The sequence below is a fragment of the Maricaulis sp. genome (assembly GCF_017643475.1).
Classification (GTDB): Bacteria; Pseudomonadota; Alphaproteobacteria; order Caulobacterales; family Maricaulaceae; genus Maricaulis.
The window spans coordinates 998905-1024943 of record NZ_JAEPNI010000001.1 but is presented as its reverse complement, the minus strand read 5'-3'; the positions used below and the strand labels follow the sequence as shown (position 1 = coordinate 1024943).

Below are 26039 nucleotides of genomic sequence, written 5' to 3'. Positions count from 1 at the left end.
CCCAATCTACGCGCAAAGAAAAAGGGGCGAGCAAAGCTCGCCCCTTTCCAATTTGGTTTCAACCAGTCTTAGAACTGCTTGATGACGTTCGCGAAGAACGTACGGCCGTTCATGGAGTAACCCAGACCGAACGGCGTACCCGTACCACCATCGCCAGCGATGGCGGGGTCACGGACGACGACTTCGTCGAAGACGTTCTGAACACCCATGCGCAGGACCCAGGAACCTGTCGTCCAAGTACCGGTCAGGTCATGCAGCTCAACAGCCGGCAGATCGATGTACTCGGTACAACCGCTCGTGTCCGCGTTCGGATCGCGAGCAAGAAGCGTCGGTACACAAACGTTACCACCACCGAACGGATCGTTTCCGTTGAAGGTTGCTTCGCTGTAGCGGAAGCGGTGGAGGATACGGAAGTCACGCCAGCCGAGCTGGGTCGTGAAGTTGATCTGGTGCTCCGGGAAGCCGAACTCGCCGAGGTTCACGTCGAAGGATCCGTCACCGGAGATATCTTCGTCGTTCTCGAACGAGGTCGTGCCACGGTACGTCATGGACATGTTGATCGGATCACCGCCCGGCGCGAAGAACTCGCCGATTTCCGGAAGATCCGTCAGATCCATGCTGAACGTCATGTTCAGGTCGATACCGCGAGAGGTGATCGCACCCAAGTTGAACGAGGCTTCGTTCACACCCGTCAGGAGGCCCGTGACCGGATCACGAGACTGGAACTGACACAGGTCACCGTTGATCTGGCCAACGCCAACCGCCTGAGCGTTCGGGTCGTTGAAACAAGTGCTGAGGATCAGGCCCGTGGTCAGCTGACCAATGGAGTCTTCCACCAGGTACTCGAAGTAGTTGACAGATGCATTGAAGTTGAAGCTGTCGAACCACGGCTGCTGGAAGGTGATCTTCGCGAACATGGCCTCGGAGGTCTCCGGACCAACATCGGTGGAACCACCGTTGGAGGTCAGAACCGAGAAGTTCTGGAAGGAAGCACCGACTTCACCGATACCGAAGAGGCCGAGGGCAGCAGCGCCATCAACATCATTCGGGCCGGACGGCAGGGATACGCCGATTGCGTCACACAGATCGATGATAGACTGCTGACGCTCGTCCCGAGACTGATCATAGATAATCAGGCCTGTGTTCGGGTCCGTCTGCAGGGTTTGGGTGGACGGCAGACACGGGTCAGCACGGCTCAGGGACGCAAATGCGATACCCGTACCGAACTGCTCACCGGTATCCGGAGCGCGATAGGACGTACCGAAACCAGCTGCAAAGCTCAGCCAATCAACCGGAGCCCACTCACCCTTGACCTGGTAAGTCCAAGCGTTACCGAAGAACTCCTCGTCCGTGTAACGAGCAGCAATGTCGAGCTGCAGGTTCTCGGCGAAAGCGTGACCTTCGAGCAGCGGGAAGCTGGCCTCGAAGAAGCCTTCCCACAGACGACGCTGACCGGTGGAACCAACATCCGTGTTCAGGCTGTTGAACGCATTCGGTTCAGCCGTCAGGGATGCGTTCTGGGTCTCGATGACGTCAGTGCGGTGCTCGAAACCGATAACCGCAGCAGCCGTACCGCCGGTCGGGATGTCGAAGAGATCACCCGTGGCGATGGCAGAATAGGTCAGCTGGTCAACCAGGGTGTTCTGCATAGCAGTACCCAGGATGAAGTCGTTGCTGGCCTGGTCATTGAAGCGGCCCGTCAGGATAAATGCCGGATCGAAGAAGTTCACTTCCGGACAAATCGTCGGCGGCGTGGTGAAGCTGCCATTCGGACGTGTCGGCTGTGCAATGGTCTCGTCGAGAGCACAGACAAACAGACCGTTATTGTCGAACGAACCATTCAGGATACGCGCCGTGTTGTTCGCACGCAGGTCACCGTAGTTGCGCTGCGTACCGCGCGAACGGTGCATCATGAAGCTGGTGTCGTAGGTCCAGTTGGACAGCGGACCCAGATCATCCATGAACGGCAGATCGCCGCGAACACCGAATACACCACGAGCAACCGTCAGGTTCTGATCGATTTCCTGGCGGATGAAGTGAACCAGAAGCGTGTCGCCGAGGCCCGGGTTGCCGGGGGTGTCAGCGGTGACTTCCAGAACGCCCTGGTTATAACCAACCGTCTCGATGTTGCGCTCAGAGTAGTTGAACTCGAAGTACAGGTTCGGGTTGGAGTAACCGTCCAGATCGTATTCACCCGTAGCGTACAGGCTGAAACGGGTCTGGTCCGGAACCAGCGTAGCGAACTGATCCTGCGGGTGGGAACGCGCATACGGATCGTTGGTTGCACCGAAGAAACCAGCGGAGTCGTACGGCGGCAGGTTGTAGTTAGCCCAGCCCGGGATACCGATGTTCGTGGTACCATCAAGGGTCGGGAACGTACCTCCGGTCGGTCCGAAGATCGCGAAACCAGCCAGGAAGTTGGAACAACCACGGAAGATTTCGCCCGTGTTCGTGTCGATCTCCAATTCCGGGTCACAGTAAATGCCCAGCTCGTCAGCGCCGTTGATGGAACGACGGTCGAAGCGGGTTACAGAGTCCTGGATGTTGTATTCAAAACCAACATTGACGAAACCACGGTCAGCATCGACACCGAAGGCACCAGAGACAACGCTCTGACGGCCATGGCCGATTTCCGGCGTGGAGTGCGTGACGTTCAGCTCGAAGCCGTCAACATCATCACGCAGGATGTAGTTGATAACACCGGCGATGGCGTCAGAACCGTATACGGAAGACGCACCGTCAAGCAGAACCTCAACGCGGCTGATCATGGAACCCGGGATCAGGGAGATGTCCGGGTTAGCCGGAGCACCACCAACACCGATCGGGCCATAACGACGGCCATTGATCATGACCAGGTTACGAGAACGACCCGTGATGTAAGAACCCAGACCACGCAGGGACGGCGTCACAGAACCAAAGGTCGTGAAAGCCTGTTCCGGCTGGATAACCGTGGAAACGGCCAGGTCGGTCTGCTGACCCTGAACAACCGTCAGCTGGTTGAGAACGTCATCAGCATCGATCAGGCCGAGGTCGCGGGAAACTTCACCCGAGAGAACCTGAACCGGAGAGATGGTGGTGAATTCGGAGCGCGCGATGCGCGAGCCTGTTACGACGATGCGATCTTCTACTTCGCTATCTTCGTCTTCTTCTTCCTCGGCGTCAGGTGTTTGCTGAACGTCTTGTGCGAAGACAGGCTGGGCGCCCATCGTCAACGCAGCGACACCTGCAAGGATAGTCGAACGCAGAAGGCGCTCTTTATCTGCAAAAATTGTCACGATCTTACCCCTTATGACTTTTAGAAGCCTGAGCGTCCGTTTTGCCCCCGGAACACTCAGCTTGTGACAGAGTCTCCCCTGCACATTGGCAGAAGATAGCCGAAAGCCTTCCCCTGCAAGCCCTTAGTCAGCAAAATCGGGTCGTTCGTTGCATTGCGCGCTCCGGGTGTTGCAATAATGTCAACAAACATTACAGCCGCGGCCGCCAGCGTGCCGAGCCTACTGCAAACAATCCGACAAGCTGCAGATCAACACCTTGCCTCGCCCGAAAAGGAAGGCTAAACACCCGGCTCCCAAACGGATGGGCGATTAGCTCAGCGGGAGAGCACTTCGTTGACATCGAAGGGGTCACTGGTTCAATCCCAGTATCGCCCACCATCCACTTCCTCCAGGTCACCGGCTAAAGCAGCAACAGGACTTCTGTCTGCGCCCAAAAGTGCCTATGTCTCTCGCGCCAATGGAGAGATGACATGGACGCACGCCTCAAAGCCGCCCTGGAAACCGTGATCGAACGCCAGTCCGGTCGGAATATCCTCGATGCCAAGCGTGTCGACAGCGCAGCCATTGCCGGTGACACGGCGACCGTCATCCTGACCCCGCCGGTAGCCGGCGATCCCGATCTGGATCGCCTGCGTGAAGAGATCGAACCTGCGGTAACCGGGATTGAGGGCGTTGATCGCGTTCGCACCGTCATGACGGCCCACAAGTCCGAGGCCAAACCCGCTCCGAAACAGCGCCAACCGAAACAGGCGGCACCGGCCAGCAAACCGGCGCGTCATGTCATCGCCGTTGCGTCCGGCAAGGGCGGGGTGGGCAAGTCCACCGTCGCAGCCAATCTCGCTGCCGCGCTGGCCAAGTCCGGCATGAAGGTCGGCCTCCTGGATGCCGATATCTACGGCCCGTCAGCACCGCGCCTGTTCGGACTGAATGACGTTCCGGGCCTGCGCAAGACCGACGCAGGCGTCCAGCCGATTACTGCGCATGGTGTCGCCATCATCTCCATGGGTTTTGTCGTCAAACCGGGCGCCCCGGTTGTCTGGCGCGGCCCCATGGTCCAGGGCGCCATTCGCCAGTTCATGACCGATACCGACTGGGGTGGGCTGGACGTGTTGATCCTCGACATGCCGCCGGGCACTGGCGACGCGCAGCTGGCCATCGCCCAGGACCTGCCAGTGGATGGTGCTGTCATTGTCTCCACGCCCCAGGACCTGGCGCTGGATGATGCCCGAAAGGCAATCGGCCTGTTTGAGCAGACCCACGTTCCAGTCCTTGGGGTGGTGGAGAACATGTCCATCTTCATCTGTCCGCATTGTGGTGAGGGCAGCCACATCTTCGGCTCAGGCGGTGCCAAGGCGGAAGCGGAGAAGATCGGTGCGCAATTCCTCGGCGAAATTCCGCTGCATCCGGACCTGCGGACGCGCTCCGACGCCGGCCAGCCGATCGCTCTGGATGACGGCCCGATCGCCACGGCATTTCTGAAGACGGCACAGGCCGCTCTTGCCGCTGCTGACGAGGCCTCCAAACCCCTGCCGGAAATCGTTTTCGATTAATCGATAAGGCGGGCAGCGCTGGGTTTCAGACCGCCATCCACGGCAATACCGAATACATCTGCGAGCAGTTCTGCGGTCAGGGCCTCATGGGCACTGCCCTGCGCCCGTACCCGCCCCTCATCCATCACCACGACATGGTCGGCATAACGTACGGCCAGATCCAGCGCATGGATCGCCATGACGACGATCGCCCCCTGGCGAGCAGAGGCGCGGACAATCTCCATCACCCGCAATTGATGCCGCGGGTCCAGTGCTGCAATGGGTTCATCGAGCAGGATCAGATCCGCCCCGGTCGCAAGCACACGAGCCAGATGGACACGGGCACGCTCACCCGATGACAGAGAATCAACCCGACGGCCGGTCAGATGCGTGATATCCGCCGCTTCCATCGCGCTTGTGATCGCAGCCTCATCCTCGGTGCTCATCCGGCGTAGCGGTTGCAGGAAGGGGGCACGCCCCAGCGCCACAAGACGCTCGACTTCCAGCGACCAGGCCACTGACGTGTCAGCGGCCAGATAGGCGATGCGCCGCGCGCGGCCCCGGTCTGCCAGCGCAGTGATCGCTTGACCATCCAGCAGTGCCTGTCCCTGCGACGGAGCCAGCAACCCGCCTGCACAGCGAAGCAGGGTCGACTTGCCCGCGCCATTGGGACCGACCAGCGCCACGACCTGGCCGGCACCGGCCGAAAGACTGGCCTCGTGCAGAACCGGCGCACCGTCGTATTGGGCGCATAGACCAGAAAGTTCGAGCTGGCTCATGGCGCTCTTCCCTGTGTTGATCGGACCAGCCAGACAAAGAAGGGCGCTCCAAGCAGGGCCGTCAGAACTCCCAGATAAAGCGGGATACCCGGCCCGGACAGGAGGCGCGTGCCGACATCCGCAAGGCTGAGAAGGGCTGCCCCTCCCAGCGCTGACGGCAGCAGTAGGGCCGCTGGACGCGAGGCCACGAAGGGACGCAGGAGATGGGGCACGACAAGTCCGATAAAGCCGATCGCACCGGCAACAGCGACACCGCCTCCGACAGCCAGCGCACTGCCCAAAACAATCGCCAGCCTCAGCCAGGGCAGGTTGACGCCGAGGCTGCGGGCCGTCTCTTCGCCCAAACTCAGTGGATCGAGATCATTGCGCACCAGGACAAGCAGGGTCGTGCCGGCCAGGATCAGCGGCGCGGCAAAACGCACCTCATTCCAGTTGGCATCAGCCAGTGACCCCATCAGCCAGTAGGCGATCTCGGCCAGCGCCCAGGGATTGGGGCTGAGATTCATCAACAATGCCGTCATGGAAGAGGCGACTGCACTGACAGCGACGCCGGATAGTATGAGTGTCGTGGAACTGGCCCTGCGGCCCGCCAGCAAAAGCAGGAACCCGACACCGACCAACCCGCCCAGGGCCGCCGCCATGGGTATCATCAGCAGGGAAATACCGGCCAGGCCGAAATAGAGCGCGATGACCGCGCCCAGGCCTGATGAAGCAGAGACACCGACAATGCCCGGATCGGCCAGCGGATTGCGGAAGAAGCCTTGCAGCGCAGCGCCGCTGGCGCCCAGCCCCGCCCCAACCAGGGCACCCAGAATGGCGCGTGGAAAACGAAGCTCGGCCAGGATTCTAGTGCCCAGGCTTTCCTCACCTCGAAGCAGATCGCCAAAGGCACCTAACAACAATCCATCCCGGCTGACGAGAAGATTGGCCAATACGGCCAGAATGACGAGACCGACAAGAGCAATCAGATGACGCGATTTCATTGCAGCACCGTCATTTCGTCCAGCGCATCGGCGATCGCCTCTGCCGCATGGATCAGACGCGGGCCGGCACAGGGCCAGTCGCCACTGGGAATTTCGATACGCGTGCCGGCCTCGAGCAGGTCATCATAGGCGGCATGATAGCGCGCCCGGTTGAGACGACCGTGATAACCGTCCGCAAAAAAGCTGGTGACCACCAGATCCGCCGCCAGCCCCAGCACCAGTTCCGGGTCGGATCGGGTCCAGCTCCGCCCGCCGCGTTCGGTCATCAGATTGATCCCGCCTGCAGCAGTAATGGCTGCATCAACATATGTGCCGACACCGGCTGAACCTCCGGATGATGAGAGGTAGAAAACGCGCGTCTCATCCCGCCGTTGCACGGACCGCGCTTCCAGCTCGGCCAGACGGGTGTCCAGCGTGGCGATCTGCTCATCCGCTTGTGCGACAAGGTCCGCGGCCTCGCCTAGCAGGGAGATATTTGCGCGCACCGTGGCGAAATCCTCGCCCCATTGAAGCTGGACGACATCGATACCGGCCGCGGCGAGCAAGGGCGCGAGCCCGGCCCCCTCCCCCGGTCCGAATACGACCAACGCCGGATCGAGATGATAGAGACGTTCTGCATCCGCCCAGGCCTGAGGATAGCCGCGCGCCCAGTCCGGTGCGGCAGAAACCGGCTGGTCGACCTGCCAGGACAGCGCCTGGATCTCGCCCGGACCGAACAGGGCGAGCACATAGGCGTCCGCACACAGGGAAGCGGAAACGACGCCGTGCGCAGACGGCGTCGCTCCGTGATCCTGGGCCGGGCTAGCCGTGATTGAAACGAACGCCAATGAAAGCGCCGCGACCACGTGTGTGATAGCCGAAGACATCCTGGTATTCCTCATCCAGCAGGTTCTCCCCGCGCACATACAGGCTGAAATTCTCACCTATCCGTCGGCTGATCTGGCCGGAGACAAGTGTGTAGGCGTCCAGCGTGACCGGCGTGAATGTGCCGAAATCCGTATCCCCCTGCTCGCCAGTGTAATCGAGGCTTGCCGACGCAGACCAGTCACTCGCGGCCGGCGCCCAGCTGAAGGTCACAGAGGCCAGCTCCTCCGGCCTGCGGATTTCCGCTCCGGCCGGGTCCTCGCTGCTGAGAAAACTCGCCGAGGCGAAGACCGAGACTGCGTCACTGACCTGGTACTCGCCCTCCAGCTCAAGGCCTTCGCGGGTCGAGGTGCCGTCGGCATTGAGCGCCGTAGCCGGGAAAACGCCAAAATCAGTGTAGATCTCGTTTTCCAGTTCCGAGCTGAACCAGACGGCAGACCAGCGGGCCTGGCCATCGAGCAGCTGCTGTTCCCAGCCAATCTCCCAGCCCTGCGAGGTTTCCGGCTGCAGGGACGGATTGCCGACAAAGAAGGCCGGGAAGAAACCGAACAATTCAAACACGCCGGGATTCTTGACCGCCTCACCGATGCTGGCCCGGATGCGCGCATCGAGGTGCTGGAGTTCGAATGCTGTTCCCACACGCCAGGTCGTGGCGTCCTCGAAACGGTCATTCTGCTCGTGGCGCGCGGACAGGCTGAGATCGAAAGCAGCCACGGACAGACCGTAATCAAAGGCAAACGCCGTTGTCTCCAGTTCGCGCGACTGATTGGCGCCATTGCCCGGGCCCGCGAAATTCTCGGTCTCGTCGACCTGGTGCTCGAGCAGTCCGGTCAGGCGATTGCTGAAAGAGCCGGCGGACCAGAGCGCAGTCGCCTGATAGCTCAGCTCGCGACGACTGCCTTCAGAGACGCCCGTTCGGGCACCGGCCAGCAGGCTTTCCGCCTCGTCGGAAGTGAATTGATAGGTCAGGCGGTGGTCCAGCTTGTAGCCGTCCAGCTCCTGTTCGCCAGCAAGGCCAAGACGCCCGAACAATTGCTCGCCGTGGCGCTCATTCTCGGTGTTTTCCAGACGCCCGTCATAATCGGTGTCAGCATCGGAATCTGTCTCATAGCTGATCCAGCGCACAGAGGCGTCGAGCGTCCAGTCGGCTGCCAGATCATACTCGCCGCCAAAATAGCCATTGGTATTGATATAGCCTTCGGTCTCACCGTCGAGGCCGGAGACATCAATACCGTCCGTGCGGTAGTGGCCGAGCCCGGCGCGCAGGCGCAGACCATCACCGCCATAACGCACACCCGCATTGGCACGGGCCGTGCCGAAACTGCCAAGCTCGGTGCTCAGATTCCACGAACGTCCATCATCGGGCCGCCGGGTCGTCAGCGCGATCACGCCACCAATGGCATCAGCCCCCCACAGGGCTGACTGTTCACCGCGCGCCACTTCGATGCTGCCCAGGTCGTCAAACAGGAAGTTGGCGAAATCAGCCTCGCCGGTGAAGGGGCTGGCCGCTTCAACGCCGTCGATCAGGACAAGAACATGGTTCGCTTCCGAACCCCGCGCACGGATCTGGGTCAACTGTCCGACGGGGCCGGACCGCGACACGGCCAGGCTGGGCACAGCGCGCAGGATATCGGCCACGAAGAGCGGACCGCGCGCTTCCAGATCGGCCGAATCCAGCTGGGTCACCGAAGTGGTGCTGTCCTGGGCCAGAACCGGCACACGCGCTGCCGTGACCAAGATGACATCATCCTGAGCGAAAGCCGGAGCGGACAGGGAAAACAGGGCTGTTGAAGCCAACAGCGAGGAAAACAATCGCATACTACGTCTCCATAGCGATCAGGCCGGCACAATGGCCGGCGGTTGCAAGGAGTCGTCAAAACGGAGTTACCGCGTCTACCTCGTGAACTCCCGCACGAGCGGACAGACGACGGTGACGGCAGGTCTTCCGGCTCACGGGTCAGGGCGATGAACGCGCCTTCCCGGACCTGAGGGTCCAGTGGCATGATGCGCCATCACTCGCCGATTACGGCTGCGGGTACAGCGCCGGACTTGCTGCTTCCGGATCAGATCCGAACCTCGCGCACCGGCTTCCCTGTTAGTCCCTCGCGGGAACCATCACGGCGGCGGAAGCTAGTCGGAACCGGGCTGGGGTTCAACCGGGTTGTCACGCCCCAGAGCCGCGAGCTGGTCCTCCAGCGAGCGGATACGCTGGTGCAGAGCGCGTTCGCGCTGTTTTTCCGGCGAGGACAGGAGGGTCTCCAGTTGCCGGAGATCATTCTGGGTCCGCTGCCAACGCCGCCACAAAAGAAGGACTTTTGGACCATCCACCAGGTAGCGACGCCACATCCGCTTGGGCTCAAGCAACAGTCGATGAAGCCATTCCAGGCGCGCCGACTGCATCCATTTGGGCGCACGCTCCGCCTTGCCGCCCAGGAAATCCAGCGAGGCACCAACACACAGACCCAGACCAGTGCAATCACCCCGGTCGAGACAGGCTTCCGCGACCAGTTCCTGTTGCGGGGAACCGACGCAAAGGAAGATGAAACGGGCCGGGTTCTCGGCGACAAATTTGGCACATTCAGCGATCGCTTCCGGCTTATTGCGGAGCCCCATCGGGGGCTCGTGCCAGCGCAGGTTTGTCAGCCCGTAACGCTCGCGTACGGCCTCGATTACATCGCTGGAACAGCCAACAACATTGATCGCGTCATCCGGGTCAATTTCATTTTCGAACAGGTGCTGGGTCAGGTCCGAACCCGGCGTGACCTCGATTTTCTCTCCCGAGGCACGGCCAAGCAGCTCCAGCACGCGACTATCGCAGACCGTCAGCCAGGCCTGGGCATAAAGCCGAGCAAGCACCGTATCGGTCTCGAGGCGCACCAGGTGATCGACATTGGGGGTCACGACATAGGCAAACGGCTGCTGCGCCGGGCGTTCAGCCACACGACGCACGGCGATATCCATACCGATCTTGTCAAAGGCTGAATTGAGGAACCAGATGTGCCGCGCACCTTTGCGGCGTTCCATTCCGGTACCATCAGCAAGCATATCCACCATTCTGGCGCGTCCCGTTTCGTGTCAATTCACCGTCCTGGACGCGTTAACTGCAAAACTCCTGCCGCTTTTTTCGGGTCGGCCTGCATCCAAACCGCCCCCTGGCGGCATCTTACGGGCACAAGGGGGAAAGGAGCGGTCAGATGGTGGTGAAATCTATTGTGGTAGCAAGCGTCCTGGCGACGCTTTCCGCGGTGCCGGTTGCGGTTCCCGCATTGACGGGCACGTCCGTGAACCTCGCACTCGGCCCATTTGAAGCGACTTTCAACCGACATCTCGAGATCGATTTCGGTGTGCGTGGCGAATGTATCACACGCGATTGCAGCTTCATGGAACTGGCGTTCGGTGACGGGTTCAGGCTCGTCTTGTAGCGCGGTTCAGGACTGGCGACGGGCGCGTCGCTCTTGGAAACGCGACGGTTTGAACGCCTCGACACCGATGGATTCGAGGGCCCAGGGCTCACCGCAGATCTGCGAGGCGAGCTGTTCGGCCAGAAGGGGCGCATGCGCGAAGCCGCGGCTTCCAAGACCGGACAGGACGAACTCGTTTTCACCGACCTCCCCGACAACAGGCAGGCGATCCGGCGTCGACGCGCGGCATCCGGACCAGGACGAACTCGCCCGCGACGAAACCGTCGCCGCCAGTTCCGGCCTCACCGCTTCGAGCGAAGCGTGAAACCCGGTCAGGTCGGCCTCGTCGTCGCCGGAGTCCCAGCCCTTCACATGTGTTGCCCCCAGCACGACCTGGTCCGCCGATACCGGCACCAAGTATCCGCCCCAACTCAGGGGTTGATGGTGCGCGTTGCTTGAAAACACACCGACCCGGCCAGCACTGGGCGTAATATCGCCATCCAGGGTGAAGCCGGGGCCTGTCGCATGGATGGTGATTTCGCCGGGCTCCGACTGCCCGGCCCCAGCGACCTCGATCTTGTCCAAGAGGGAATGGACCAGGCTTCGCGGCTGAAACCAGCCCGAGCTTGCCATCTCCAGCGCACCGTCAGCCCAGCGATACCCCTCTCCCATGAGTTCTGCGAGTTCGGGGAAGCGTTTCGCGTCCTTATCACTCCCGGGCAGACGCGTAACACCGGTGGCATTGAACCCGTCCAGCGGCCCATAAAGCCGGCGCGCGAAATCGAAGGCAGCCAAGGTGGCACGCACATGTGGCCGGTCCGCCTTTTCCAGACGCGGGGTTAGCAGACCCGCCGGCGCCGAAGAGGCCCCCACACCAAGTCCACCCGGATCAATCACGCGAACAGCACAGCCCCGCATCGAAAATGCCCGCGCCAGCGATGCACCGGCAATGCCGGCGCCACGAATGCAGATCGCCGGGCGCACCGGCTCGGCGGCCCTCGCCTCGCCTGCATAACTCGCCTGCAGACGTTCGCGCTTTCGTCCGAAACCGGGTTGTTTGGACACTTCAAAGCCCGCCGCAGCAAGGCCTCTGCGCACTGCACCGGCGACGGTGAACGTGCCGACCATCGCGCCAGGACGGGACAGGCGGCCGAGCTGATCGAAAACCGGCTGTGACCACATGGCCCCGTTTTTTGCCGGCGCGAAACCGTCGAGGAACCAGCAATCCATCTGCGCCCGCATCTGCGCCAAGGCCGTTTCAGCCTCGTCATGAAACACCGTGATAGTGAAACGATCCTCCGGGAAGACCAGGCGATGCGGGCCTTTCAAGCGGGAGGGCCATTGTTTTAGAAGACGCCCTGTGAGGTCCGCCAGTTGTGGCCAGTCCGCAAAGGCGCGTTCAGCCTGTTCAAGGCTCAGCGGATGTTTTTCGACACTGAGGAAATGCAACCAGCCATCGCGATTGCCATGCTCGCGCCAGAGCTGCCAGAGGGCCAGCGCATTGAGCCCGGTTCCGAACCCCAGCTCGCCTACAACAAAGACCGGTCGGTCTGCCCATGCGTCCGGTAAATTGCAGGCCTTGAGGAAAACCTCGCGGGTTTCTTCCAGACCATCCTCGACCGAGAAATAGACATCGCCATATTCGCTCGCGCGCGGGCCACCGGGCTGGGACCAGTCCAGCCTTGCCGGTTCACACAGGAGCTGCCCCGCCGACATGGATCAGAGCGACTGGGTGAATTTGGCAAAGGCCATCAGGCCTTCCGGCCAGGGCCCATGACCGCTTTCCTCGGTGAAATGTCCGGCCTCGCCGGCATTACCGAACTGGACATCCCAGTCACGCGCCCAGTGCTCGGCCTTTTCAACCTTGCAGGTCTCGTCATTGGAGCTGGCCAGCATCAGGCCGCGAAAACCCAGTGGCTTGCGCGGGACCGGCGCAAAACCGTGGCCGGGGAAGCGCTCTTCCAGCGAGTCACGCTCCCAGTCCGATGCGCCAACCAGGAAGGCACCGGCGACCTTGGAATGATCCAGGTCCGGCGCGGCGTGCACGACCGTCAGCACGCCTACGGAATGCGCTACCAGAATTGCCGGTTTCTCTGCCTCTGCGACCGCTTCGATCACCTTGGCCGTCCAGACCTCCCGGTTTGGATTGTCCCAGTCATCCTGTTCAACCCGGCGCGCGGTGGACATGTTCTGTTGCCAGCGCGACTGCCAGTGGAAGGGCGAGGAATCCCCGAGCCCGGGAATGATGAGGATATCGGCGTCTTTGATTTTCATGGCGTCTATCTACTCCCTCATGCCGCAAAAACAAGAACGCGGCGCCCATGAGGCACCGCGTTCGATCAAAGCTACGATGTCGGTGTGAACTAGCCGACCTCGTTGGGGATCTCGTCGAGTGCCGTTTCCAGTTCGGCAAAGCTGGGCTGCATCTTGGTCGGAACACCGCCCCGGCCGATCTCGACAGAGATCTGGGCGGCATTACCGTGCAGATGCGCGACCAGGACATCCTGGATGATTTTGTAGAACTGGTGTTCCTCATCATACACCGCCTGGAGGTAGGCCGCGAACGGGCCGACAAATCCATAGGCCAGGAAAACGCCGAGGAAGGTACCCACCAGGGCACCACCGATATAGCCACCCAGAACAGCGGGCGGGCTTTCGATCGCGCCCATCGTCTTGATCACGCCGAGAACCGCCGCAACGATACCCAGGGCCGGCAGGCCATCGGCCAGCGTCTGCATGGCGTGGGCCGGATCAGCAGCCTCGTGATGATGCTTCTCCAGCTGTTTCTCCATCGCGTCCTCGACCTGGTGCGGATCTTCCAGGTTCATCGTCATCATGCGCAGCGTGTCGCAGATGAAATCGACGGCGAAATGATCCTTCAGGATGCGCGGATAGCGCGAGAAAATGGCGCTCTCGGACGGGTTCTCGATATGGCTTTCAAGCGCGATCACCCCCTTTGTCTTCATTGTCTTTGTTAGCAGGAACAACAATGACAAAAGGTCTGTATAGTCTTGTGCCTTCCACTTGGCGCCAGCGAAGATCTTGGCGAAATCGCCCAGCGTCTTGGTCACCGTCTTCGGCTTGTTACCGATCAGGAAAGCACCAACCGCGGCACCGCCAATCATCATCATCTCGAAGGGCAGCGCCTTGATGATCACGTCGAAATGGCCGCCCGCGAGTGCAAACCCGCCGAACACCATGACGAACACGACCACAATGCCGATAATCTGGAACATTTACCCGTCCACCTTGTACAGCTCCGGACCTGTTTTTTACGGCCCGATTGAAGCGCACTATGAACGGGTAAGCTTAATGTCCGGTTGAATAAGGGTTAGCGAAGGGTTTACTCGGCCTGAAAATACACCATTCGCACCGAAGGTTGCCACGGCTGGGCGTCCCGGTCCGCGCCTTCGACGCGAACGTCCATATCGAGCGTCCACCATTCCAGCACAAAACGGTTATCGCCACGTTCCGTGATCCGCAGCCGGCTTTTCTGGGCCCGGCCACCCGGACCTCCACGATTAAAGGTGGAGGTATCCAGATTGGACACATCAAAGGCGTTCGTGCCCTCATAGATGTCCACAAACCCCCAGAGATTGTCGACAATACTGGCGCGGTAGACGTTGGAGAAACGGTCCCAGTACCACCAGACATCATAGCGCCAGCGGTCATAGCCCTCCGCCCCGGTGGAGCCGGGTGAAATCGGGAAGCCGGAATTTCTCTCCAGCATAACCGCTCCGTCCAGTCGCGGTTCAAAAATGGAAGAGGCCTCGGCCCACTCGGCCCATCGCCAGCCTTCCGCTGCGTCGGCATCGGCCGCGGGGTAATAAAGCTGGATGGTCCATTGGCCCTCCAGCGCTGCATACACTGAGAGCTCTTCAGGAGCGCCCGGCTCAAAACCGGGTGTATAGTCGAACTGGGCCCGGGCGGGCGTCAGGGCGAGGCCGAAAAATGCAAGACATGCAATTACGTATTTCACGTGCGATCCCCATCTCGTTATGAGTGTGGGTATAACTTCGCCTGGCTAGCGGCCCAACGGGCCTTCATCCCGCCAGCTCGGGCATTCGTCACAAAGAGAGCGTCCAGCCACGTGCCACCCCAGTTTGATCCTTCCAACCCGTCCTCTGATCCTGAACGCAGAGCTGCTTTCCGGCTGTTATTCCTGTGCCTGATGGCGACCGGGATCGGCAACAACATGCTGTTTGCCATCCTGCCCCCCCTGGCGAGGGGGCTGGGCGTCGAGGAGTACTGGGTGGGCGCGATCTACACGCTTTCAGCGACGCTGTTCATGATGATGACGCCGATCTGGGGAGCGCTGTCGGACCGTCATGGCCGCAAGCCCTACATCGTTTTCGGTCTCAGCGCCTTTGCCTGTTCCACCCTGATATTCGCGGCCGCGGCGCTGGCCGGGGAAAACGGCTGGATCCCGCCGCTCGGGGCGATTTTCGCGATGGCGCTCGCGCGCACCCTGTTTGGCAGCCTCGGCTCGGCCACCAATCCGGCCTCCCAGGCTTATGTCGCAGACCGCACCTCGCCGGAAGAGCGTACGGAAGCCTTGGCTGGACTGACCGCGGCGTTCGGGTTGGGTGCGGTCATTGGACCAACACTCGCAGCCACCTTTGTGGAATGGGTCGGCGTGGCGACCTTCATGGTCATGATATCGGTGATTGTCGGTGCGGGCGCCGCAGGTATCTGGCTGCGACTTCCGGAACGCACACCGCCCCGGGTCCAGAGCCGGCCGATCAACCCGCTCAGCCAGTTTGCCTTCGGCGCCGACCCGCGCATCCTGCCCTTCGTGATCTATGGCGCGATCATCTGGATCACCCAGTCTTTGAGCCTGTCTACCCTCGCCTTTTTCCTGATGGACCGGCTGGTTCTGGATGAAGCACAGGGCTTACAACTCTCCTCGATCGCCCTGGCGGTGGGAGCCGGTGCGCTGATCGTTGCACAGCTGGTGGTCATTCCGGCGCTCAAGGCCAGCCCGCGCACATTGATGACGCAGGGCGCGATCATCACCATTGCCGGCAGTCTCTTCATGCTGGTCGCGCCCAATTATGGCGGCATGGTCTTTGGTTATCTGATGACGAGTTTTGCCTTTGGCCTCGCACGCTCCGGCTTCGTCGGTGGCGCTTCAGTCTCGGTGACGCCCGAAGAACAGGGACAAGCGGCGGGCCTTACCACGGCCACGGCCGGCCTGGGCTTTATCGTCGGGCCGGTGGGCGGCCTCTACCTGTTTACCGAGCTAGGCATGTTCGCGCCTTATATCGTCGCGGCAGCGCTCAGCGTGGTTGCCGCAGCGGTGGCGTGGTTCCACCCCGGAGTGGCCCGAGCGACCGAAGCCGTTCGCATCAAACCCGAGCCAAAGGCGCCACTATAGGTGCAACGGATATAAAACGCCCCGGGCATTTTCGTTTTCTAAAGGCACTTGCTGTATCGAGCACTCATTCGGAGGGATGATGACAGCTCGTGGCCTGACAATTCGGTATGTCCTGGCACTCAGCCTGATCGCGCTGATGGCGGCGAGCGTGCTTGGCATTTCGCTTATCGCTGGACGAGCTGCATCCGAGGATGCCAGCCTGGTCAACATGTCGGGACGACAGCGAATGTTGAGCCAGCGCATCGTCATGCTGACGCTGGAAATGCAGAACGAGGTCGATTTCGCCACACCGGCACAGCGGCTTGAAAACAGCATTCGATTGTTCGCGCGATCGCATGATGATCTGGTACTCGCAGCCAGTATGAGCGACCGCATTCTCGACATCTATCTGGAACCCGGAACGAATCTGGATGCACTGTCCTTGCAATTCGTTGAGCTGGCTGACCGCATCAAAGCTGGCGACGCAACACCAACAAACATGCGTGAACTGGCCGAACGCGCTGAAATCATACTGCCCGTGCTTGACGCGGCCACCAATGCTTTCACGCTCGAAGCAGAGCGCCGCGTCCACTTCATGGATCGGCTGGAACTGACAGCGTTCACCATCACCTTGTTTGTTCTCCTTCTGGAAGGCTGGTTCGTCTTCAGACCCGCGGTCCTGTCCATCTCGAAATCCATGCGGGAACTTGAAACAGCACGTCACGATGCCGAGCGGGCAAGCGCTGCCAAGACCAGCTTCCTGGCCCAGATGAGCCATGAAATCCGGACACCACTCAATGGCGTCATCGGGATGGCCACAGGCCTGGGCACCACAAAACTGGACCAGGAACAGCGCACGATGGTGACCACACTGCAGTCGTCCGGCGAATTGTTGCTGACGGTGGTCAACGACATTCTCGATATTTCCAAGGTCGAAGCGGGACAAGTTGAACTAGAGCAGGCGGATATTTCGCTGGAGCAAATCCTGAACTGGATCGACTCGACCTATCGTCCGGCGAGTGCTGCCAAGGGATTGCGATGGGAAACGCGGCTCGCAGATGATGCCAAGGGCTGGTATCGGGGCGACGCCACACGGATCCGTCAAATCCTCTCCAACCTGGTGTCCAATGCCATCAAGTTCACACCGGATGGTGAGGTCCACGCGGAAATCCGGCGCCTGCCTGACCCGGCAACAACAGACGCACATATCGAGATATGCGTCAGGGATACCGGCGTCGGCATCCCTGAAGACCGTATCGGAGCCATCTTCAACCCGTTCGAACAGGCTGATGTCTCCACGACACGCAAATTCGGGGGAACCGGGCTCGGCCTGGCGATCAGCATGCGTCTAGCCGAGCTCATGAGCGGGCACATCCGTGTGGAATCAACCCCGGGACAAGGTAGCCGCTTCACGGTCACGCTGGCGCTTGAACCCGGTGAGCCCCCGAAGCCACAAATTGACCTGGACACCCAGCCCTCCGACGCACTGGCTTCGCGATTACGGGCCCTGGTCGTTGACGACATTGCAACCAACAGACTGGTGCTTCAAACCCTGCTCGCCCCTCTGGAAGTCGACGTGACATGCGCGGGCAGCGGACAGGAAGCCCTCGACATTCTCGACCGAGAACATTTTGACATTGTGCTGATGGACATCCAGATGCCCGAAATGAACGGCGTCGAGGCTACCCAGCAATTGCGCCTTCGCGAACAGCGGGACGGAAGTCAGCCGACGCCCGTCATTGCTGTCACTGCGAACGTTCTGCCGGAGCAGGTCGCCGCCTATCAAGCCGCTGGACTGGATGAAAATCTGGCTAAGCCGGTTCGGCGCGAAGACCTGGTGGAGCTGCTGACCCTGATCCGCGTCGAGCACAAGCACCGCGAAAGCGCCTGATCATTCCCCGTCCGACCCCACGACGACTTCATACATCTGGGTGCCCAGATACCCGTCGGGATCATGGCCATTGGCACGCTGGAAAGCCCGCAATGCCCGGCGTGTGTTGGGCCCGGCGATTCCGTCCGGCGTGCCGGAATTGTGACCGAGCTCATTGAGAGCGGCCTGGACCTCACGGGTCTGGCTGCGGGTCAGTGGAACGTCATTCTCGGGCCAGCCGCCCACAAAAGGCTCCCCACCCGCGATACGGTCTGCCAGATGGGCGACGCCCAGCGCATAAGCAGTGGAGTTGTTGTAGCGCTTGATGACGCGGAAATTCCGGAAAGTCAGAAAGCCCGGACCTCCGCGACCCGCTGGCAATTCCAGACGCGCGGACTGCATCAGGTGATCCGCTGCCCATTCTCCGTCACCCGCCGGAGAAAGACCGCGCATCGCCCATTCACTGACCGGACGGCTCTGACTCGGCTCCCAGCTCATCAGGTCGAAATCATCGCCGAGTTGAACTTCCACAACGATCGGCGCACCGCGCTGCCAGCCTTCACTGGAGAGCAGGTTCGCCGCCGATGCGAGGGCGTCGCCATTATTCGTCCAGATATTGCGCTGGCCATCCCCATCCCAGTCATAGGCGCGCTCGAGATAGGTGGTGGGGATGAATTGCATCTGCCCCATGGCCCCAGCCCAGGATCCGGTGAGCTGCTCGCGCGTGGCATAACCTTCATCGATCATCTCGGCGACGGCGATCAGCTGGGCCTCGGCCCAGTTGCGGCGGCGGCCTTCCCAGGCCAGCGTGGCCAGAGACCGGATGGTATCGTTATTGCCGGGAATGGCGCCATAGGAACTCTCAAGCCCCCAGATTGCTACCAGTATCTCCGCCGGAACACCGAAGCGTTCCGAGATCGCGTCCAGCTCGGCGCGGGTATCGGCATGTGCCTCTCGACCATTGCTGATCCGCAGATCCGAAGCGGCAATGCCCAGATAGGACCAGATCGGACGCACGAATTCCGGCTGGCTGCGGTCACGGTCGATAATGCGGTTGTCGGGCGTCAGCCCGTCCAGCATCGATGCAGCCGTGGCCGGCTCTGCGCCGGCCGCCAGCAGCCGGTCATGGAACCCGGCACGCCAGGTGTCAAAACTTTCGTCCTGGGCCTGAGCCGTGGACGCGGAAATAATCGCTACTGTTGCAGCAGCCAGAAACTTGAACGCTTTCATCCCTTCCCCAGGAGCAAGGCCGGATCCAGTCCGGCGATTTCGATAATAAGCTTGCGACGCAGCGCGTCCACGAAATCCTCATGCTCATTACTGGGCGAAATAAAGGCACCGGGGCCGGCAATCACATTATTTTCAAAATAGGAGGCCACATCGATGCTCACCGTGGGGCGGAACGGGCTCTGGCGTTCCGTCTGGATGGGCAGGCCGTTGATGGTAATATTGCGAACTTCCGCATCGGCCCGTGCCTGGACCAGGCTTGGACCGGAATTCTGCGGCCCGTCGCCGGACAGGTCGATGACATGGCGCACACCTTCATAGGCATTGGTGTCGACCAGCTCGACCGAGCTGTTGATCGCCGCGCCGATTGCCGTGCGCCGTCCGGAGATGAAGGGCGAAGTCGCCAGTAGTGCGGCAAAGGCGAGCGCGTCTTCCTCGGTCTCGATCACCGTCCAGGGTGCGACAACACGCTGAAAATCCGCATCCGCCCACTCCAGATACACCACGGCGATCCGGCCATAGCCACCGCTCTGGATCGCGGAAATGACTTCCGGATCAGCCAGGGCTGCAACATGGCCATTGCGCTGGCGCCGCGCCTCATACTCGTCAATCGAGGAGGATACATCGACAGCCAGAACCAGTTCCAGATCGACCATCTCCCGGCCGTCCTCGGTGAACTCGACCGGACGCGGTTCATAACCCGGGTCCTGAGAAAACAGCAGGAGGGTTGCGGCCAGGAAGCTGGTGATGATCACGGCGCGCGACCCAGTTCGACAGGAGCCGGCGCGGCGCCGGCGATTTCCAGTACCAGCTTGCGCAGGATCGCCTCGGCGAACTCATCTTCCGTACGGGCCGGCAGGACAAAGGCGCCCGGACCGGTGATCACGTTGTCTTCGAAATAGGCATCGAGATTGACCTCGACCGGGCGCACCCAGCGACCGTCACGCTCGGAGATAACCGGCAGTCCGTTGACCACGACATGCCCTTCTTCCGCAAGCGCGTGGGCCGCCTCCAGCGACATACCCTGGTTCTGGGGACCGTCACCGGAAATGTCGATAATGCGCCGCGGTGCGTCGTAATCATTGTCCCGAATACGGGCGACACCATCTGCAATTGCCGCACCGATCGCGGTGTAATGCCCCCGCTCCAATGGCGCGGCGGCCACTTGCGAGGCAAAGGCCAGGGCATCGGCTTCACTGGAAATCACCATCCAATCCGCTGCTGCGCGCTGGAAACCACTGTCCGCCCACTCGACATAGGTCACGGCGATGCGGCCATAGGGCCCGCCCTGGATCATGTTGATCACGTCTTCCGAAGCGAGCGCAGCAACATAGCCCTCGCGCTGACGGCGTGCCTCTTCCTCGTCGACGGAGTAGGAAATATCCACGGCGAGCACGAGTTCAACATCGACCTCGATACGCGCCTCCTGAGCCGCAAACGCCCCCCCGGACCCTGCAAGCAAAACGGCCGCTGTCGCGACCGCGAAATTTTTAACCGAACACATCATGTGGCGAAAATTAGGCACATGCCCGCTCCGGGGCAACTGACCATGTTGTTAGCTAACATTTCCGCCAAGATTCCAACAAAAGTGTAACCCCCAAGAGAGGTAGCGGTTGGGTTTGCCCTGCTAGTAAAATCGGGCGGTCTTACCCCGCTTTGAGATTTGGGTGATCAACGCCCGGTCCAGATTGTGCCCGTCCTTTGCCCGGACGGGCACATTTCGTTTCTGCAACGCCAGCGTGGTAAATGAGCCACTCCGCCAGATTCCTTGACGCTTGAGACTCGCTTCCGCGTTAACCCTTCGCTAACCTGACCTCAAATTGCCCTCGAAGAAGGGTGCGTGTCTTGTGTGTAAGGGGTACCCGATGGTGGGTTTGGTAACAGGCATTGGCCTGGTTGGCTGGGGCGGCATCGCCTCGATCGGCGGTCTTGTGGCTGGCGCTCTGGCGCTGCAGCAACGCATGCGTGATGGCCGCGCAAAGGATGGCCAGCAGGACCGCGTCGTGCGCAATGATGCCGGCATACCTCCCGGTGGCCCCGCGGCGGACATCTCGCCCTACGAGGCCTACAAGCTGGGGGTCGAACGCAAGGTCGCGGAGTTTTCCACTGCCCGCCAGAGCACCGTGATCAAGATTGTTCACCACGATCCGGACGAATACGTTGACCACGACACGGCCGTCGAGGTCATCGACACGCTGCGCAAGGCGGGACCTGACGCCAAGATTGATGTGGTTCTGCATACGCCGGGCGGCATCAGCTCCGCGACCCAGCAGATCCTGCACGCCCTGCTAAACCACAAGGGCCCGAAAACAGCCTATGTTCCCTATCGCGCCAAGTCGGCCGGAACCATGATTGCTCTGGCCTGTGACGAGATCGTGATGGGGCCGAGCGCCGTGCTGGGACCGATTGATCCGCAATACAGCTGGCTGCCGGCGCACTATCTCGCTGAACTGCCGAGCGACAAGTCGGCCGATCGCATCTCAGACGAGATGCTGGTTCTGTCCAAGATGGCCAAACAGGCGATGAAGGAAGCGCGGCGTTTTGCCTGCGAGTACGTCAATGACGCCCACAAGCAGGACGGTTCCTGCTCGCTGACCGACGATCTGATCGGAGGTGGCCGCAATCACGACTATCCGATCCTGCCGGACGAGGCGAAGGGCTTCGGCCTCAAGGTGCGCACCAACATGCCGGACGCCTGTTACGGCATCTGCCAGCCGCCACCCAAGGACGAACCCTTCCTGATTGTGTCGATGTTCAACGCCGAAGACGGCGAGAAAATCGACCCGGCCAAGGCCCCGCAGCTGCCGCGCGACCGCAACGGCTTCCGACTTGGACGCGACGTGTTTCGCTAGGCGGTTTACGACGCTCATTCGATGGCGCGGATGAAATCTAAGCCGGCGCCGGCTGCGGCCAGCGCATACCGGTCAACGTCTCGCTTTCGCGCCACAATCGGGCGGCTGCGTTTTCGTCCAGTGCCTGATCTGCCACCAGGGCATCGCTGACACGGCCGCGGGCCTCGCTCATGCTCTGCGGGCCGTAATAGGCACCGCGTTTGGCTTCTTCTCCAGCCGCGGCCAGAACGGTCGGTATGGCACCCTGGGCGGCGTCCTGGGCCAGCAGTGGGTTGAGGATCTTGTAGAGCGGGCGCCAGAAACTGCGCGGCCCGGTCGATTGCAGATTGGTATTGGAATAGCCGGGGTGACAGGCATAGGCGGTCACCTTGCTGCCCGAAGCCGCCAGGGTACGATCCAGCTCGAAGGCGTACACCAGATTGGCCAGCTTGCTCTGGGTATAGGCCTTGGTCGGCGTGTATCCGTCGCGATGCATGAGGTCATCGAAATTCAGCTGACCGTATTTGTGGGCGATGGAGCTGACGACAACAATCCGCCCGGAACGCGCCTCCAGCATATCGACCATCAGGGCATTGAGCAGGAAATGGCCAAGATGATTGGTGCCGAACTGCAGCTCGAACCCCTCGGCAGTCTCCGATTGCGGCGTCTGCATGATCCCCGCATTGTTGATAATGCTGTCCAGCTCGGGAAACCGAGTCCGCATGTCCTCTGCACAGGCACGGACCGAGTCGAGACTGGCCAGATCCAGCTCAGCGGTTTCAACAAAGCCCGTGCCCAGAGGACGGACGATCTCGGCGGCTTGCTTTGCCTTGTCCGGATTGCGCGCTGCAATGATGATATCGGCGTTTTTCTCAGCCAGCATCTTGGCGGTCTCGAGCCCCAGACCCGAATTGCCACCCGTGATGAAATGGATTTTCCCGGTCAGGTCTGGAAGCCGCTCGGGTCGCCAGTCACGAACTCCAAGATCGGAAATATGTTTAGCCATGGAAGGCTCCTCAAATCGGGGCGGTTTGCGTTTGCCGCAAATCGCGTTGAATCTGTGCCGGACTCCGCAAAAGCGTTTCGGAGGGACGCAGCTGAAGCAGCGCCCGAAGAGACAAGGTTTACAAAATAGATCTATTTTGTAAACCTTGAACCATGTTTGATAACGAACAACTCATCCCAGCCTTCCAGACATTCCTGCGCTACGGCTTCAAGAAAACCTCCATGGAGGATCTCGCCCGGGCCATGGGCGTGTCACGCCAGGCGCTATACAAGAAGTATGGCTCGAAGGAAGCGATTCTCGAACGCGTGACCAAGTCACTGGTGGAGGCATCCACGCACGCCGCCCTCGCGGCCCTGACAGCCGATGGCATGACGCTGGGCGAGCGGCTTTATCAGGCGCTTGACCAGTGGGTAGGACAGCATGTCGAGCCGATGCGATCATCGCCGCATTCCGGCGAGGTCCTTGCGATGACAGACCACTCTGCTGACAGCCCGATCAAGACGCTGGAAGCCAGTCTGCGCAAGGCCTTCGAGCTGCGCCTCGAAGCTGAAAAGCCGGAGCTGGCTGCCGCCGATGTGACCTACGCACTCTTTGCGGCGTCCTACGGTCTTCTCTACAAGGCGCAGGACCATGCCGAGTATGAAAGCGGGATGCGGCGTGTGTTGACCGCGTTCGGCCTGGATCAAGCGCATCTGGCCCATTGACACCACACCGGCAGGCCTGTATCCACCGCGCTCCTTATTAACTTGAAGTGAAATCCAAGGCCGAACGATGAAAGTCCGCAGCTCGATCAAGTCGCTGAAAAACCGTCACCGCGATTGCCAGGTCGTGAAGCGCCGCGGCCGTGTCTATGTAATCAACAAGACCGATCCGCGCTTCAAGGCTCGCGCAGGCTAGTCCAGCGATTATCGAATTCCGCCTCGCGGCGGTTGACGAACACAAACCCGTGCACTTCAAGTGCGCGGGATTGTTGTTTCTGGAGCAGGCGATGACCGTCAAAGCCGTATTGTGGGACCTGGGCAATGTGCTGATCGACTGGCAACCCGCCCAGCTTTACCGGCAGCATTTCGACGATGAGGCCGAGCTCCGGCACTTCCTCGACAATGTCTGCAATATGGAGTGGCACGTGCACCATGATCGCGGCGTGCCCATGGCCGAGAATCGCATCGGCCTGATCGAGCAATATCCCCACTACGAAGAACAGATCCGCCTCTGGGAAACCGGCCTTGCTGACATGGTCACCGGCACCCTGCCCGGCACGCCGGAAGCCATCGAAGCGCTTCATGCCCGTGACGTCCCGCAATATGCGCTGACCAATATGCCGGCGGAATGGATCGACTGGGTGGTGGAGAGCTTCCCCTCCATGTCCCGCATGCGAGACGTTGTCGTCTCTGCCCACGAAGGCGTGGTGAAACCGGACCCGAGGATCTACACCGTCACGGCAGAGCGCCTGCCGCATGAACCCGGCGAAGTTCTGTTCTTTGATGATCGGATGAAAAACGTCGAGGCGGCACGCGCGCACGGCTTCCTGGCCGAACAGTTCATCGATGGCGACAAGCTGCACAACGACCTCCGCACCCACGGCCTGCTCTGACCCGTGCAAATTGACGTGGACGTCAAGGTAAGTTTCCGGTTCACTTTCTCTGATTTTGCCCCATTATCCCCTTCATACAGGCTGACCGGCGGACCCAACCCCTGCAGCCCGGCACAAACAGTGCTGTCGATAAGGAGGAGACGATGGATCTCAACTTCACCCCGGAAGAAGAGGCTTTCCGCGCGGAAGTCCGGCAATTCCTGAAGGATAACCTGCCGGAAGAGCTGACCACCAAGGTGCGTAACGGGCTCGAGTTCACCAAGGAAGATATCGAGCAGTGGCACGCCATCCTGCAGAGCCGCAACTGGCTGGCAGCGACCTGGCCGGTTGAACACGGTGGCCCGGGATGGAATGCCACTCAGCGGCACATCTTTGATGAGGAACGCTCGCTCGCCAATGCCCCCACAGTCGTGCCCTTTGGTGTCGGCATGCTGGGCCCTGTCCTGCTGAAATTCGGTACGGAAGAGCAAAAGGCCACGATCCTGCCGCGTATTCTGGATGGCACGGACTGGTGGTGCCAGGGCTATTCCGAGCCGGGTGCCGGTTCGGACCTCGCCAGCCTGAAGACCCGCGCCATCCGTGACGGTGATGACTACATCATCAATGGCCAGAAAACCTGGACCACGTTGGGCCAACACGCGGACAAGATCTTCTGCCTGGTGCGCACCTCGACCGAGGGCAAGCCGCAGGAAGGCATTTCCTTTATCCTCGTCGACATCGATACGCCCGGCATTGAAATGCGCCCGATCCGCCTGCTCGAGGGTGGTTACGAGGTCAATGAGGTCTTCTTCACCGACGTACGCGTGCCCGCCTCAAACATGGTGGGTGAGGAAAACCAGGGCTGGACGATCGCCAAATACCTGCTCACCCATGAGCGCACGGGCATCGCCGGCGTCGGCTATTCCACCCAGGCGCTGATCGAGCTGAGAGCCCTGGCCAAAAAGCTCAAGCGTCGCGGCAAACCGCTGGCCGAGGATCCCATCTTCATGTCCCGCGTTGCCGAGATCGAAATCGATCTGGAAGCCATGCGCATCACCAATCTGCGTATGCTGTCCGATGGTGGTGCCATGGGCACGGTGTCATCAATGTTGAAGATTAAGGGCACGGTGATCCGACAGGCCATCAATGACCTGGCTCGACGCGCGCTGGGCCCGGCTGCCTGCCCCTTCCCGTCCGAGGAAGTACTGGGCAATCTGGCCGTCGCCCCGCCGGAAGCGGCGAACAATGCGGCAAGCTATTTCAACAACCGCAAGCTTTCCATCTTCGGTGGGTCCAACGAGATCCAGCGCAATATCATCACCAAAGAACTGTTCATGGGTTAGGG

General features: G+C 60.9%; 23 protein-coding genes, 1 tRNA gene and 1 riboswitch. Of the genes, 10 read left to right on the top strand and 14 right to left on the bottom strand.

What is annotated here, in order from left to right; genetic code table 11:
* Positions 1-68: 68 nt before the first annotated feature.
* Positions 69-3275 carry a TonB-dependent receptor gene (locus JJ889_RS04915; protein ID WP_291892073.1) on the bottom strand — a complete coding sequence of 1069 codons (3207 nt, stop codon included), beginning with the start codon at positions 3273-3275 and terminating at the stop codon, positions 69-71.
* Positions 3276-3578: 303 nt separating this feature from the next.
* Between JJ889_RS04915 and JJ889_RS04910 the strand changes: the two genes are divergently transcribed.
* Positions 3579-3653: transfer RNA gene (locus JJ889_RS04910), tRNA-Val, on the top strand.
* Positions 3654-3745: 92 nt separating this feature from the next.
* Positions 3746-4825 carry an Mrp/NBP35 family ATP-binding protein gene (locus JJ889_RS04905; RefSeq protein ID WP_291892071.1) on the top strand — a complete coding sequence of 360 codons (1080 nt, stop codon included), beginning with the start codon at positions 3746-3748 and terminating at the stop codon, positions 4823-4825.
* Here JJ889_RS04905 and JJ889_RS04900 read toward each other — a convergent pair.
* The 5 genes from JJ889_RS04900 to JJ889_RS04880 all read right to left on the bottom strand — a co-directional run bounded on the left by JJ889_RS04900 (position 4822) and on the right by JJ889_RS04880 (position 10484).
* On the bottom strand, positions 4822-5583 hold the full coding sequence (locus tag JJ889_RS04900) for an ABC transporter ATP-binding protein (RefSeq protein ID WP_291892068.1): 762 nt from the start codon (positions 5581-5583) through the stop codon (positions 4822-4824). The genes JJ889_RS04905 and JJ889_RS04900 overlap by 4 nt on opposite strands.
* Entirely contained in the window at positions 5580-6566 is a 987-nt protein-coding gene (locus tag JJ889_RS04895) for an iron ABC transporter permease (protein ID WP_291892065.1), read from the bottom strand. The genes JJ889_RS04900 and JJ889_RS04895 overlap by 4 nt, the downstream gene beginning before the upstream one ends.
* The gene (locus JJ889_RS04890; protein WP_291892063.1) at positions 6563-7432 is read right to left on the bottom strand and encodes an ABC transporter substrate-binding protein; all 870 of its coding nucleotides are present in this window, start codon (positions 7430-7432) and stop codon (positions 6563-6565) included. Before JJ889_RS04890 ends, JJ889_RS04895 begins: the two co-directional genes overlap by 4 nt.
* The gene (locus JJ889_RS04885; protein ID WP_291892060.1) at positions 7368-9248 is read right to left on the bottom strand and encodes a TonB-dependent siderophore receptor; all 1881 of its coding nucleotides are present in this window, start codon (positions 9246-9248) and stop codon (positions 7368-7370) included. The genes JJ889_RS04890 and JJ889_RS04885 overlap by 65 nt, the downstream gene beginning before the upstream one ends.
* A 99-nt stretch (positions 9249-9347) precedes the next feature.
* Positions 9348-9562, bottom strand: a riboswitch (cobalamin riboswitch).
* Positions 9561-10484: a WecB/TagA/CpsF family glycosyltransferase gene (locus tag JJ889_RS04880; RefSeq protein ID WP_291892057.1), complete on the bottom strand. Its 924-nt coding sequence runs from the start codon at positions 10482-10484 to the stop codon at positions 9561-9563. It overlaps the preceding riboswitch by 2 nt.
* Before the next feature lie 140 nt (positions 10485-10624).
* Here JJ889_RS04880 and JJ889_RS04875 point away from each other — a divergent pair, with 140 nt between their 5' ends.
* A complete protein-coding gene (locus tag JJ889_RS04875) occupies positions 10625-10852 on the top strand; it encodes a hypothetical protein (protein WP_291892055.1) in 228 nt (75 codons plus the stop codon).
* A 6-nt stretch (positions 10853-10858) separates the two neighbouring features.
* Here the strand turns inward: JJ889_RS04875 and mnmD are convergent, their stop codons facing one another.
* From mnmD to JJ889_RS04855, 4 genes are all read right to left on the bottom strand, one after another.
* Positions 10859-12547, bottom strand: coding sequence for a tRNA (5-methylaminomethyl-2-thiouridine)(34)-methyltransferase MnmD (gene mnmD, locus JJ889_RS04870; RefSeq protein ID WP_291892052.1), 1689 nt, complete (start codon positions 12545-12547; stop codon positions 10859-10861).
* A 3-nt stretch (positions 12548-12550) separates the two neighbouring features.
* On the bottom strand, positions 12551-13105 hold the full coding sequence (locus JJ889_RS04865; protein ID WP_291892049.1) for an alpha/beta hydrolase: 555 nt from the start codon (positions 13103-13105) through the stop codon (positions 12551-12553).
* A gap of 89 nt (positions 13106-13194) precedes the next feature.
* Entirely contained in the window at positions 13195-14067 is an 873-nt protein-coding gene (gene motA, locus JJ889_RS04860) for a flagellar motor stator protein MotA (RefSeq protein ID WP_291892046.1), read from the bottom strand.
* Positions 14068-14174: 107 nt separating this feature from the next.
* Positions 14175-14810, bottom strand: coding sequence for a hypothetical protein (locus JJ889_RS04855; RefSeq protein WP_291892043.1), 636 nt, complete (start codon positions 14808-14810; stop codon positions 14175-14177).
* A 111-nt stretch (positions 14811-14921) separates the two neighbouring features.
* Here JJ889_RS04855 and JJ889_RS04850 point away from each other — a divergent pair, with 111 nt between their 5' ends.
* Positions 14922-16208, top strand: a complete 1287-nt coding sequence (locus tag JJ889_RS04850; protein ID WP_291892039.1) for an MFS transporter — start codon at positions 14922-14924, stop codon at positions 16206-16208.
* Between the two features lie 79 nt (positions 16209-16287).
* The gene (locus JJ889_RS04845) at positions 16288-18078 is read left to right on the top strand and encodes an ATP-binding protein (protein ID WP_291892037.1); all 1791 of its coding nucleotides are present in this window, start codon (positions 16288-16290) and stop codon (positions 18076-18078) included.
* Here JJ889_RS04845 and JJ889_RS04840 read toward each other — a convergent pair whose 3' ends face one another.
* Genes JJ889_RS04840 through JJ889_RS04830 form a run of 3 tightly spaced genes read right to left on the bottom strand, consistent with a single transcriptional unit; the run spans position 18079 to position 20809 of the window.
* Positions 18079-19287: a lytic murein transglycosylase gene (locus tag JJ889_RS04840; protein WP_291892034.1), complete on the bottom strand. Its 1209-nt coding sequence runs from the start codon at positions 19285-19287 to the stop codon at positions 18079-18081.
* Positions 19284-20039, bottom strand: a complete 756-nt coding sequence (locus tag JJ889_RS04835) for a DUF1194 domain-containing protein (RefSeq protein WP_291892031.1) — start codon at positions 20037-20039, stop codon at positions 19284-19286. Before JJ889_RS04835 ends, JJ889_RS04840 begins: the two co-directional genes overlap by 4 nt.
* Entirely contained in the window at positions 20036-20809 is a 774-nt protein-coding gene (locus JJ889_RS04830) for a DUF1194 domain-containing protein (protein WP_291892028.1), read from the bottom strand. The genes JJ889_RS04835 and JJ889_RS04830 overlap by 4 nt, the downstream gene beginning before the upstream one ends.
* Before the next feature lie 340 nt (positions 20810-21149).
* On the opposite strand from JJ889_RS04830, the gene JJ889_RS04825 reads away from it, so the two are divergent.
* Complete coding sequence (locus JJ889_RS04825) at positions 21150-22136, top strand: hypothetical protein (RefSeq protein WP_291892026.1); 987 nt, start codon at positions 21150-21152, stop codon at positions 22134-22136.
* Between the two features lie 37 nt (positions 22137-22173).
* Here the strand turns inward: JJ889_RS04825 and JJ889_RS04820 are convergent, their stop codons facing one another.
* Positions 22174-23121 carry an oxidoreductase gene (locus JJ889_RS04820; RefSeq protein ID WP_291892023.1) on the bottom strand — a complete coding sequence of 316 codons (948 nt, stop codon included), beginning with the start codon at positions 23119-23121 and terminating at the stop codon, positions 22174-22176.
* Between the two features lie 152 nt (positions 23122-23273).
* Here JJ889_RS04820 and JJ889_RS04815 point away from each other — a divergent pair, with 152 nt between their 5' ends.
* From JJ889_RS04815 to JJ889_RS04800, 4 genes are all read left to right on the top strand, one after another.
* Positions 23274-23825: a TetR/AcrR family transcriptional regulator gene (locus JJ889_RS04815; RefSeq protein ID WP_291892021.1), complete on the top strand. Its 552-nt coding sequence runs from the start codon at positions 23274-23276 to the stop codon at positions 23823-23825.
* A gap of 67 nt (positions 23826-23892) precedes the next feature.
* Positions 23893-24018: a type B 50S ribosomal protein L36 gene (gene ykgO, locus JJ889_RS04810; RefSeq protein ID WP_011644457.1), complete on the top strand. Its 126-nt coding sequence runs from the start codon at positions 23893-23895 to the stop codon at positions 24016-24018.
* Positions 24019-24109: 91 nt separating this feature from the next.
* A complete protein-coding gene (locus JJ889_RS04805; RefSeq protein ID WP_291892019.1) occupies positions 24110-24715 on the top strand; it encodes an HAD family phosphatase in 606 nt (201 codons plus the stop codon).
* 143 nt (positions 24716-24858) lie between these two features.
* Positions 24859-26037: an acyl-CoA dehydrogenase family protein gene (locus tag JJ889_RS04800; protein ID WP_291892017.1), complete on the top strand. Its 1179-nt coding sequence runs from the start codon at positions 24859-24861 to the stop codon at positions 26035-26037.
* Positions 26038-26039 lie beyond the last annotated feature (2 nt).